This is a genomic window from Desulfovibrio sp. (assembly GCF_009712225.1).
In the GTDB taxonomy this organism is placed as follows: Bacteria; Desulfobacterota; Desulfovibrionia; order Desulfovibrionales; family Desulfovibrionaceae; genus Desulfovibrio.
On sequence record NZ_WASP01000006.1, the window covers coordinates 881,035 to 893,576 of the forward strand.

Consider the following 12,542-nt stretch of genomic DNA (forward strand, 5'->3'; position numbering starts at 1 on the left):
CCAGGAAATGCCTTTGCAGATGCCACGGCGACCAGCAACAATTCCTTGTCCCACATCTGGGGTTGCCCTCGATCCCCCTTAAGAATTTCGCATTTAAGCCGTTGTATACAAAGGATAAGGGCATTATTTTTTGGCAAAGCAGTCAATACAGAGTTGGCACACGAAAGACAGGGACTGGCGGCAGGAGTATCGAACGTGCAGCTGATATCGCAAGGGCTCCGCACAAACAGAACCCATGTCAGCAGAACTCCCACCATATTAGCAGAGCAAGCCGTGGGGCAACACAAAAAATAATAATTAAGCCATACTGTTAATATTTACTGTAAAACAGGATTATTCTCACTACACAAGCAAAATGCAGTAAAAAGCGATCAGCTGCATGCAGTTTTATGTTACCCGTGCATTTGGGGGATAGTATGAGCAAAATGGTTTTTGTAAATGCCTTTGAATACTCTTATCTCGGCACACGAGTTTTGGCATCCTATCTTAAAAAATTCGGACATGAAACGCACAACATTTTGCTCGGGTGTGATTCCGGCCGGTATGTTTCAACGCTGCAAGAAAAACATCATGGATATCTGGCCCTGTGGAGAGGCAAACTCACGTCCAATATTGCCAATATATTTCCTCTGACTGACAAGGATTTTGCAGAACTTGAAAGAATTCTTCAAGAAGAACAGCCAGATATCATAGGCTTTAGCGCCCGTTCCACAAACAACCATCTGATACCCCACCTTGTCCCGGTTTTTCGGCGTGCCGTCCCGAATGCATTGCTGGTAGCCGGAGGCTACGGCCCGACACTTGAACCGGAGCTATACCTTGACGGTGGCTTTGACGTGGTTGTTCGAGGAGACGGAGAAGAAGCACTGCTTGAACTGGTCGACTGCCATGAAAAGAAAGATTGGGAGGCCGCGGCCAATATTTCCAATACTGTTTGGAGTAAAAACTTTGGCGGCAACTCCAATCCAATGAGAGATCAGGAAAAAGATCTTGAAAAATACCCCCCGCAACTTTATGGGCACGAGCATTTTACTGTCATAGCTGAAGGGACGGTAAAACGTAACTTCGACCCTGTTATTAAAGACATCACATATACTACATATCTCGGTAGGGGATGCACAGGAAAGTGCACGTATTGCTCTGGCGGACAGTGGCGATCTTTATATAAAATGGACAATAAAAAGTCGTATCCTCGCCGCAACAGAAACTATCTTGATGTGATCAACGAATGTGCAACAATTCCAGAAAATATAAAATTCATATTTTTCATGGATGAATTCTGGTCCATGTCCAAAAAAAGCACTGCTGAATTCTTTTCTTTGTACAAAGATAAAGTAAATAAAAACTTTTTTGCATATCTTCACTACGAGCAGATGGTTGAAGATAAAAAATTGTTTTCTTTGGCAATTGACGCAGGACTTTCTTATACAGGGATTGGCTTCCAGAGCGGATCAGAAAACATGCTGCGCAATTATTATGGCAGAAGGCCGCAGCATGAAATAATGCTGGAATACGCTCAAATGCTGTTTGACAACTTCATTGCATGCACAGCCCAGTTTATCTCAGGCAACTGCTATGAAACCTGGGAAGATTTTTTGCAGACAGTGGACCTTGCGAGGCAGCTCCCCTTCAACCCGGAGCAGCCAGACCTCATGGACATATCCGTGTCGCGCCTGAGGCCGCACCCCAAAACCCCCTTGACCATTATTGCGCCAAGGGTTGTGACCGACCCAATGCCGGCAAATGAGTGGCTTTATCGTGCAATGATCATATATCTTGCCAACAAGATGGACCCAGAAGATTTAAATGAGATAATGTCAATGCGCATGTTTAAGCGCGATGCATTGCAACTTATCGATTTTTACCGTGGCTGGATATACCGCACACAGCGCCAGCATTTTGAAAAGCTAGTGGCTGAGGGCCAGGAACAGGATTGGATTTTTTATGGCGCTGGCGAAAACTATCTTCGCAACAAAAACTTTTTTGCAAGCCTCAGGCCGCGCGCCATTCTAGTTGACCGCGCCTACCTTCCCGCTGAAAAAGACATTCAAGGCACACCCGTTGTATGCACAGAAGATTTTTTTGCCGACAATAATCACGACAAAGATAGTCACTTCCTCTCTTTTATTCTTCCAAAAAACTACGGATACCCCGTATCAAAGAACCTCATGCATTCCTACAACGTACCGCGAAATAACATACATTCATGTGAAATAGATGTTTTCATTAACGGTTATTAGCAGCAACAGCACGGCGAAAACTCGACAGTAACAGCAAAAACAGGTGCGGTGTAGGGGGTAATGCCCGAGGCGCAAAACAAAGCGCGCTTGAAATCATTTCTGGCTATAATGCCAACCGTAACTTTCTTTTAAAACAGCATCGTACATTCACATCAAACGGAGTAGAGGCTGATATGGGCATAACCTTCGATATGATAGAAAAGATGTTTGAGCTGAATCTTCTCAAACCCAATTGCAAAATAATGGATATCGGGACATCAAATCTATATCAGGCCCCGGCCAAAAGCATTGTCAGCCTTTTGACAAAATTCATTCCTTACACGAGTGACCTGGATGACTACGCAGCGCGCCTTGAATACGGCGCGCACTACGATGCTATAACGGGCGGTCGAAATATTTCATGGGCTGGTGATTTTTTTGAAAAATGCGGTTTTTCATACAGCTCGATAGACATTGCAAAAGGATACAAGACAACTGTATTTGATTTAAATACAGAGCAGGTACCGCAAAACTGGAAAGAAAATTTTGACCTTGTTTTAAATTTTGGCACAACAGAACACGTTTTTAACCAGTCAAATGCGTTTAATACCATACACAACATGGCAAAAAAGAATGCATTTATCATGCACCAGCTTCCAATATCCGGGTATGCTGATCATGGATACTTTATCTATACAACAAGGTTTTTTGTGGACATGGCATATCGCAATAATTATAAAATTTGCCATGTAAACTACTCTAGCGGCGGCCCAATCTCTCTATTTGAATATCCCAAAAACGTAATCAAATACCATCCTGCATTCGAAATAGTTAACACATTGAAGGATATAACCATTGACAACTATGGCTTAACGATTGTATTTCAAAAAACTACAGACGATGATTTTATTTTCAACAAAGACTTGTCAACAAGTGTTACATTGTAACATCAACAATACTTTCTATCTGCAATATACAAAAATCAGGACATAAAATGGCCTACATCGATTTTCTCTCGCCACTGCACAAGGCTACAACGCGCGACTACCTGGGCAGAGTCAACGCCCCGGAATACCCCAAAGCCAAGGCCGCGGCCCTGGCAAAACAGTGGGGCTTTGACTACTGGGATGGCGACAGGCGCATTTGCTATGGAGGCTATCGCTACATGCCGGGCCGATGGGAACCTGTGGCAAGCGCCATGATTGCCCATTACGGACTTCGCCCTGGCGACAAGATTCTTGATATCGGCTGCGGAAAAGGATTCCAGCTGGCAGAATTGAAAAAAGTCATGCCAGAACTTGAAGTATATGGCCTGGACATATCAGACTACGCATTGTCCAACGCCCATGAAAGTGTCGCCGCAAACCTGCGCCAGGGCAGCGCAGTTTCCCTGCCGTGGCCCGACAACTATTTTGATTTTGTCTTTTCCATCACCACGCTGCACAACCTGATGTGTCACGAACTGGACAAAGCGTTGCGGGAAATGGAAAGAGTGGGAAAAAAGAACAAATACCTGTGTGTTGAATCGTACCGCAATGAAGAGGAAAAAGCCAACCTGCTCTACTGGCAGGTCACTTGCGAAAGTTTTTACACTCCAGAAGAATGGAACTGGTGGTTTGAGCACACAGGCTACTCTGGCGATCACTCATTTATCTATTTTGAATAATGTTTGGATGGCAATTCATGAATGAGCGCAACACGAATATTCACATTCTGATTCCTGTTTGGGGTGAAGATTATCTTGCCGCATTCATGAATACAGCAATGGAAACATTGCTTTCGCCTGACAATGTACCATTTATTGCAAAAAAATGTAATGTCACTGCTGTCTTTTTAACAACAAAAGACAGCATAGAATACATTCCGAGGCATGGTAATTTTAAAAGACTCAGTGAAGCGTGTAATGTTGCATATGAGCCTATTGATGATCTTCTTGCCGAAAGTTCCGACTATACAATGCCTCTAACCCTGGCCTATGTTCGTGGTATTACACGAACTGGCCAGGATATGACCAATACGTACTTCATCTTTTTCAATGCTGATTTTATTTTATCAAATGGAAGCCTGACACATGTGCAAAAATTGATTCAGCAGGATAACGACATTATCCTTGCCACGAGCTTTAGAGCAAATTCTGGAGACATTTTACCAGAGTTGCATGAGCTTGTTGATTCTCATCATGGAAATATTCCATCACGCGCACTTGCACGGCTTTCACTTAAACACAGGCACCACACTGTTATTTCACGAACAGTCAACCAAAACACCTACACAAACACACACTGGAATCAGGTATACTGGAAAGTTGACAGTCAAACTATTCTGGCAAGATATTTTCTTACGACACTTTTTTGTTTTCGTCCTACAGTTTATAGTGCAACAATAGACTCCTTTATAGACTACAACATGGTTGGAACCTTCTGCCCATCTGGAAAAATAGCTACTATTGCTGATTCCGATGATTTCTTTTTGCTTGAAATGCAAAATTTTCAGCAAGAACTGTATTTTTTAAAGATGGGCGTTCCCACCGTTCGTTGTGTTGCTGATTCCGTATCGGCATGGACAACAGAATGGCACCGTCGCCAATCCCGCTACGAAACAGTCATCCATGGCGAAGATCTGCCTTCCAGTCTGGCGGAAGAGCGTCGTTGTTTCCAGAACTTCATGGCGGAAGTTGAGAAAGAGCTTGCACCCTGCCCGCTTCCCCCAAAGACGCACCATCACTGGATCGGCGCATTAAGACTATGGGCACCGCGCAAGATGCGCTATGACCGAACGCATAGCGACATACAGCCCTGCACGGGCGTCTCCATGCCCCTTGCACGCATTGATGCCAGCATGGAGAAAAAAACACGTGGCCGCGTTGCCCAAGCCATGGCGCTCTTTCTTGGCGTACCGCCCAAAGCGTTCCCCTGGCACCCCTTGTGGGGAAACTACAGGGCCATAGACAAGACAATCAAATCCCATTGTTCCGAAAACAGGGACCTGCTGTTCATCACTGACAGCTTTGCTTATGACGGCATTGTCATGCAGCACGCAAAGGTTACCAAAATTTTTGCTGCGGATGCCCTCAACGGCCATCTGGACAAGCTGTGCCCGGGCAAAAAGTTTTCGGCGTGCCTTGTTGCCGTTGAATGCGACAATCTTGATGTTCAGCGCATTGTTGACAGCATTGCCCCGCATCTAGATGGTCCGCAGACGGTCATGCTCTTTTTTGGCAGGACGATGAGCAAGCTTACCCGTAAAAACAAGCATTTCATGGATGTATATTATCACGCCATGTCAGACCTTGCCCCCTATAGCCCACACTTGACCCATATTGGCAACTGGCTGGGGCTCACGCTTACAAAGTGGATGCTGGACGCTATCAACAGGGTAAAGCTTAATCCTGCCTGGCATCTCCCACAGATGCTGGGGGTTTCTTTTGCCTGCCTGATTAACAATCTCTCCAGCGTATTTTTCGCACGCAGGCGTGGCACTCCCGGTGTTACCGGCGTACTTGCGGTATTCTCACTCAAAAGTGACAATGCATCATGAGCACGACAAATAGTGTTGATGTGCGCTGCCTCGGTTGCCATGCGCCGAAGGTTGAGTTGGTTCTTGATCTGGGCCCGCAACCTCCCAGCAATCTTTTTCTCGGCTGTGCAACGCAGCAGTACCCTACGCACCCTTTGCGCTTTGGCGTTTGTACCTCTTGCGGCCTTGCGCAGATCGTTGACCCCATGCCGGAAAACATGGTGCGCTGTACGCACGACTGGCTTCGCTATGATGAGCCGGAACAGCACCTCGATGATCTGGCCTCATACCTCTCATCCGCCGTTGGCAAGCAGAACCCCCATGTATGCGGCGTCAGCTACAAGGATTCGACGCTGTTGAATCGGCTGGAGAGCTACGGCTGGGCCGCGTCTTCACCCATGGCGACCTCTCATGCCCAGCCGCAGGCCGATGTGCTGATCGCCCGTCACGTTCTGGAGCATGCCCGTAATCCCCAGCAGTTTATCGCCTCCTGCTCCGCCATGATCCACCCGGATGGACTGCTGGTTTTTGAGGTGCCCGGTTTTGAAAGGATGCTACAGCAGCACCAGCATTGTTTTTTGTGGGAGGAACATATCCTCTATTTTACCAGGGCCAACCTGAAAGACTTTTTGCTCTCCTGCAAACTTGAGGTGCTGGAGATACTGGAATACCCCCTGCCGCTGGAAAATTCGATTGTTGCAATAGCCCGCCCTGCTCAATCTGCCGCCCCTGCCGCATGCAGCGATAAAGACAGCCTGGATGAGCAGATTGGCATGGTGCGCTGCTTCGGATCATCCTTGCACAGTCAAGGAGCCAAAGCACAGCAGGTTCTTAAACGGGCATCCTGCGCAGGCAAGGGCATCAGCCTTTTCGGAGCCGGCCATCTGGGCATGAAGTATATACATTTCTATGGCCTGGAGCCTTTTCTGGAAACAGTTCTGGACGATCATCCCCAGAAAAGGGGCACATTTCTGCCTGGCTCATTTTTGCCGGTTAATGATTCCTCATGGCTGGCGCAGCATCCGGAAGGGTTTTGCCTTGTGGCCGTCAATCCTGAAAAGCACACCATATTGCAGCAGCGACACGCTTTCTTCTCCCCGGGTGGGGGCAAGTGGCAGTCCATTTTTTCCGGCATATCCGATTTTTGGGTGTAAGAGGAACCATGGAACATATCTATCGCAAAAATCCCGGGGTGTTTATTGCTAATGGGCCGATTGCATGCGTAAACAGAAATGATCTGGACCGCATCAAGGAAGATGCCTGTGCGGCCCCATTGCGAAGAAGCAGAATATGCGCCCATGCCAGTGCGAACGATCCGGTACAGGAAATGATTATTGCAATGTGCCACGATTCATACATCGCGCCGCACAGGCATGTGGGCAAAACAGAATCTTTCCATATCATTGAAGGTCAGGCCGATATATATTTTTTTGAAGAATCCGGGGAGATCACAAGGATTGTTTCTTTGAGTTCCGACAGCCCGGAAGGATTTTACTACCGTCTTTCCGCGCCGCTGTACCATACCGTGCTGCCGCACGGGCCCATGCTGGTTATACATGAAACAATCACCGGCCCATTTACCCCAGACGAATCAATAATTGCACCCTTTGCCCCGCATGCTGAAGATACCGTTGCCGTCCATAGTTATTTGAAGATGTTGCGTGGACGCTACGACGCCTGTGCCGCACGATAAAGGATGACAGATATGAAAGAACAAGCCCATCTGGTAATCGGGGCGGACAGCCTGGTTGGAAGCAGCCTGATAGAAGCATTGCGGGAGCGCGGTCATCGGGTGTTTGGCACAACCAGACGCAAGGAAACATTGACTGCCGACCGTCTTTTTTTCGACTTTGAAGACCCCACCCCACCCGAGTTTCCCGATGCGGTGGCGTATGTTCATGTGGTTGCAGCAGCTACGGACTATGCCCGTTGTGCCGCCCGCCCGGAATGCCACGCCATCAACACCGTGCATACGCCGCGCATGGTGGAAGCTCTTTTGCGTCGGGGGTTTTTTGTAAGCTTTATTTCAAGCAATTCTGTTTTCGGGGGCGACCGCCCCTGGCCGCATGAAGATGCCCCCCACGATGCCCGGTTTCCCTACGCAGTGCAGAAATCTCTGGCGGAAGAAGGCGTAAGACAGGCCGCACGCAATTGCCAAGCGGAACAGAGCCTGGCAATCATTCGGCTGACCAAGGTCATGGACGCCTCGTCCTCGCCTTTGCCAGCGTGGTTTGAGTCATGGCGTCAAGGGCAGCCCGTGCAACCTTTTGCCGACCTTACGTTTGCCCCGGTATCCAGACGCTTTGCCGCGAATTCTCTGGCTGCAATTGCCGAAAAAAAGGTAGCTGGCGCACTGCACGTTTCCGGCGCAGAAAACGTCACCTATGTTGATTTCGCCCATATTTTAGCCAAAACTCTGGGCGTTGACCCCAGGCTTATTGTTCCAACCACGGCTGTGGCCAAAGGGGTGGATATTCCTTTCAAGCCCCGTTTCAGCGGATTGGGCATGACCCGTACCACCGCCTGTACCGGCCTCCATCCGCAACCGGTTGATGAAGTTGTGAAAGATATTCTGTTGTCTGCCAGCTTATGAGGAGTTTATGCATGCGAGTCTATCACCGTCCCACCTGCCGTCTGTGCAATTCTGATAATGTCAATCTCGCTGTTAAACTCGAGCCTATCCCTTTGGCGGAAGCCTACAGTGCAACAGCCGAGGAAGGCAGGAACATCCCCCGTTTTCCCGTAGACTTGTATATGTGCGGCGACTGCGGGCATGTTCAGCAACTGGATGTGGTTGATGCTGAAAGCCTGTGGAGCAAATATACCTATTTTTCCGGGTCGGCCAAGGGCATGCCCGAGCATTTTGCCGAAGTTGCCGCGCGCATCATGGCCGATTACCCCGCTCCAAACGGCTCACTTGTTGTTGATATCGGCAGTAATGACGGGTCGATGCTGCGCCCCTTCAAGGCCGCTGGCCTGCGCGTTCTGGGAGTGGACCCGGCTGAAACGGTTGCCGCCGAGGCCAACCGGCAGGGAATTCCAACCATTGTAGCACCCATGAGTCTGGAACTTGCCAAGCGCATCCGCAAGGAGCACGGGCCAGCCCATCTGGTTTTCATGTTCAATGCCTTTGCGCATATGGACAACCTGCAAGAAATAGCCGATTGCGTCGCCGAGCTTCTTCATGAAGATGGCGTCTTTGTTTTTGAATCCCAATATGTTTCTGACATTATTGAAAAACGCCTGATCGCAACCATCTTTCATGAACACATGAGCCACCATTCTGCCGTTGCGCTGGTGCCTTTCTTCAAACGGCACGGTCTGGAAATGATAGACATCCAGCGCGTACCCATCCAGCACGGCTCCATTATTGGCGTTGCCCAGCACCTGCATGGGCCGCATGCAATGTGCCCCTCGGTGGAGACCCTGCTCGACTTTGAACACAAGCAGGGGCTCGACCAGATTGCTGTTTTCCGCGCCTTTGCGGATGACATAGCAACAATGCGTGAGCGTATCCGCCTCTGGGCGCAGGCGCGCACAGCCGAAGGGGCATGCATTGCAGGCTACGGGGCAGCGCGTAGCGGCCCCACCCTCATCGCGCAACTGGGCCTGGAAAACATGCTGCAGTACATTCTGGACGACCACCCGCAAAAGGTGGGGCTACACACATCAGGCGAAGGCACACTTATTGTGCCAACAAAAGAACTGTACGAGCGCATGCCGCCCTATACCGTCATTCTTGCCTGGGTACATGCGGCAAAGATCATTCAGGAACATCAGGAATACCTTGAACGCGGCGGCACCTTTGTGGTGCTTTGCCCCCAGCCGAGGCTTGTGAACCGTAACGGAGAAGCCCCTCTGTAATGCATTCGGGAAAACCAGCATGAACACGACTCCAAGCTCCGATCCCGGCTATCTCCTCCATGAGGATGAAGTGCGTCAATTTGCAGACCTGGCAGCATCCATGCTGGGGCAGCGGTTGGACAGCCTGAATGGTGAAGAACGCATTCGTGCATGCCACGCCCTTCTGGAACAGCACCCGTATGCGTATCCATTCGCCCTGGAGCTTTCACTTCGCTTGCCGCCAGCCATGGCCATCACATGGCTGCGCAAGCTTCGGGAGACATTTTATGCCCAGGAAGACGTGCAGAACGAGATAGATCCTTTCCAGATTTGGCGAATGCCGCCAATACAGGCGCTGACGACAGCCCTGCGTCATTCGGAGAGAGCTGGTTTCTTTCTTCCCGGGGTAATGGCGTATTTGCAGGAGCACCGCCCTGCCCTGGCCAGATGCTTCCAAATGAAGCGAGGCAATAACAAGCCTGACGGCACATTTCAGACCTGCTGCGGCAGGCTGCTGCAAGGCATAGGCAGGCTCTTTTACCGAGCATGTGCAGCACCCGGCCAGATGTTGCCTGAGCCTCTGTTGCGCTTCTATATGCGCCACGACACAAAAGACAGATCCGGAAACCCGCCCCAGCGCATGGCAACATGGTTTTTGGCCTATATTCTGGCAAACCGGCAGGTGGAAACACAGAGAGAAAGGCTTCGCCGCGGAGCCGTTGCGCTTCCAGCGGAAGAAGAACCCAGCACGGGCGGTCAACAGGCCTCGGAGAAGAGCATTGATGTTGTCACTGTCATCTGGGGAAAAACCTACGTGGAGCGCTGGGCAGAGATCAATGCTCCCACACTTCTGGCCCCCGGCAATATCCCCGCCATGGCTAAAAAAATGTCCGTATGTCTTGTCTTTTATACAACGCATGAAGACAGAGACAGGATACGCAGCCTGCCCGTTTACCGCAGACTGAAACAGTTTGCGGCAATCCGCTTTGTAATAATGGACAGCATGTTGCGGGATACAGCGCACGACTTGCTGGGATTGCGTTTTGCCGACAAGTATGCGCCCATGACCGCAGCCCATAACCATTGCATGCGCCATGCCGCCCAAAAAGGGCGTTATGTATTCTTCAACTTTCCAGACATCATATGGCAGAAAGATTTTTTTGAAAAAATCAGCGCACGCATCAAGAGTGGAAAAACTCACATATTTTATTATTCAGGGCCATACACCGAGCTTGAAGCAGTTCAGAAAAACATCAAAAAATTCCTTGATGACGACGTATTGGCAATAAGCAATGAAGGTCTGCGTGAAATATGCTCAAAATACAGGCACACATCATCACTGCTTAATTATGACAATTCACCATTGCGCTATTTTGGCGCCATCATGCGGATGTACAGGATCAAAACGCATGGCGACATTATCCACATGGCATGTTTTGTCCCCATAATCCTCAAACCGGATCCCAATATCTACACGCGAACAACCATTGATGCTGATCATCCGATAAGCCCTCTCCTGCCGCCACAGCAAATGGAGATCATTACAGACAACGTGTCACTGTGTGTTGCCAGCATGGACCCTCGTGCAGCTCAGGATAACGCAATGCGCTGGCCCCCCTATGACCTCGCCAGCTTTGCCAGGGATTTTCGGCTGGGAATGAACCTGTGGAACAGAATTTTTTTTTCCTTGCCCTGTCGTTTTTATTCGGGAGCAATAAGCAGCGAAGAAGAATGGGGCAAGGCACATCAAACTGCCTCGCGTGAAGTAAAAGAAATACTGCATTTCGGGAGCAAGGCACTGCCGGTACCTCCAGCAGAAATCTTCACTGCTGGGGCACGAAATTTCCTGCAAAATACCATGCAAGAATATATGTAGAGAGGATACAATGTACACTATAGAGCAAAAAACAGCTCGGGCAGCCATACTTGTTCAAAGTCGCTCTCCGCTGGTGATTGATACCATCTCACTGCCGGAAAAGCTTGATTATGGTCAGGTACTTGTCCAGGTTCTGTATTCAGGAATTTGCGGCTCGCAGCTGGGAGAAATAGACGCCCGTAAAGGAGAAGACCACTATTTGCCGCACCTCCTCGGGCATGAGGCTGCCGCAAAAGTGGTTCAATGCGGCCCTGGTGTTCGGCATGTACACGCTGGTGACATGGTCGTTTTGCACTGGCGAAAAGGCCTGGGCATTGAGGCTGCTCCCCCAGCCTACCTCTGGCAGGGGCGCAAACTCAATGCTGGCTGGGTGACCACATTCAACGATTATGCTGTCATTTCAGAAAACAGGATGACTCCTGTACCAGCCGGTACCCCACCCCACATCCTGCCCCTGTTCGGTTGTGCCCTGACCACCGGATTTGGCGCTGTTGTCAATGACGCAAAGGTCAAGCTTGGAGAGTCTGTTGTTGTTTTGGGCGCAGGCGGTGTAGGGCTCAACATTGTTCAGGCGGCGGCGCTGAGCGGAGCTTTCCCCATTATCGCCGTAGACCTGTACGACAACAGGCTGGAGCTGGCAAAACGTATGGGTGCAACCCATACAGTTAATGGAGCCGCAGCAGACACCCGCAAGGCCATCAAGGATATTTTGGCCTCAGTTCAGATGCCGCAGGGTGCGGATGTTTGCATCGACAACACAGGCCAGAGCCAATGCATTGCCATGGCCTATGAATTGACCCACTCGCGGGGCAGAACCGTTTGTGTGGGAGTCCCGGCCAAAAATGACGCCACAACCATTTATACGCTCCCGCTTCATTTTGGTAAAAGTATTACCGGTTCGCATGGCGGAGAAACCATCCCGCACGAAGACATTCCACGATATCTGAGACTTGCCCAATCCAAGAATATTGATCTGGATATCTTGATCTCTGAAACGTATCCGCTGGAAGAAATCAATACCGCGATTGACAAAATGCGCTCTGGAGAAGTTGCCGGACGCTGCCTCATCACATTCTAGTTTATTATCT

Annotated in this window: 10 protein-coding genes and 1 pseudogene; all 11 read left to right on the top strand. The window is 49.6% G+C overall.

Translation table 11 applies throughout. From position 1 onward, the window contains the following. Nucleotides 1-416: 416 nt before the first annotated feature. The 11 genes and pseudogenes from F8N36_RS09165 (at nucleotide 417) to F8N36_RS09215 (ending at nucleotide 12,532) form a co-directional block, all read left to right on the top strand. Entirely contained in the window at nucleotides 417-2,240 is a 1,824-nt protein-coding gene (locus tag F8N36_RS09165; RefSeq protein WP_291332494.1) for a cobalamin-dependent protein, read from the top strand. Between the two features lie 242 nt (nucleotides 2,241-2,482). Further along, entirely contained in the window at nucleotides 2,483-3,166 is a 684-nt protein-coding gene (locus F8N36_RS09170; protein WP_291332495.1) for a hypothetical protein, read from the top strand. Between the two features lie 47 nt (nucleotides 3,167-3,213). Then, entirely contained in the window at nucleotides 3,214-3,885 is a 672-nt protein-coding gene (locus F8N36_RS09175) for a methyltransferase domain-containing protein (protein ID WP_291332496.1), read from the top strand. 17 nt (nucleotides 3,886-3,902) lie between these two features. Next, nucleotides 3,903-5,756: a hypothetical protein gene (locus F8N36_RS09180; protein WP_291332497.1), complete on the top strand. Its 1,854-nt coding sequence runs from the start codon at nucleotides 3,903-3,905 to the stop codon at nucleotides 5,754-5,756. Continuing rightward, entirely contained in the window at nucleotides 5,753-6,889 is a 1,137-nt protein-coding gene (locus F8N36_RS09185) for a class I SAM-dependent methyltransferase (RefSeq protein ID WP_291332498.1), read from the top strand. Before F8N36_RS09180 ends, F8N36_RS09185 begins: the two co-directional genes overlap by 4 nt. Further along, nucleotides 6,847-7,428: a WbuC family cupin fold metalloprotein gene (locus F8N36_RS09190; RefSeq protein WP_291332499.1), complete on the top strand. Its 582-nt coding sequence runs from the start codon at nucleotides 6,847-6,849 to the stop codon at nucleotides 7,426-7,428. Before F8N36_RS09185 ends, F8N36_RS09190 begins: the two co-directional genes overlap by 43 nt. 12 nt (nucleotides 7,429-7,440) lie before the next feature. Next, complete coding sequence (locus F8N36_RS09195) at nucleotides 7,441-8,328, top strand: sugar nucleotide-binding protein (protein WP_291332500.1); 888 nt, start codon at nucleotides 7,441-7,443, stop codon at nucleotides 8,326-8,328. 11 nt (nucleotides 8,329-8,339) lie between these two features. Continuing rightward, nucleotides 8,340-9,599 carry a class I SAM-dependent methyltransferase gene (locus F8N36_RS09200; protein ID WP_291332501.1) on the top strand — a complete coding sequence of 420 codons (1,260 nt, stop codon included), beginning with the start codon at nucleotides 8,340-8,342 and terminating at the stop codon, nucleotides 9,597-9,599. 19 nt (nucleotides 9,600-9,618) lie between these two features. After that, entirely contained in the window at nucleotides 9,619-11,454 is a 1,836-nt protein-coding gene (locus tag F8N36_RS09205) for a hypothetical protein (RefSeq protein WP_291332502.1), read from the top strand. A gap of 10 nt (nucleotides 11,455-11,464) precedes the next feature. Then, a pseudogene (locus F8N36_RS09210) lies at nucleotides 11,465-11,740 on the top strand (alcohol dehydrogenase catalytic domain-containing protein); the annotation flags it as partial. A gap of 84 nt (nucleotides 11,741-11,824) precedes the next feature. Beyond that, nucleotides 11,825-12,532: a zinc-binding dehydrogenase gene (locus F8N36_RS09215; protein WP_291332604.1), complete on the top strand. Its 708-nt coding sequence runs from the start codon at nucleotides 11,825-11,827 to the stop codon at nucleotides 12,530-12,532. Nucleotides 12,533-12,542 lie beyond the last annotated feature (10 nt).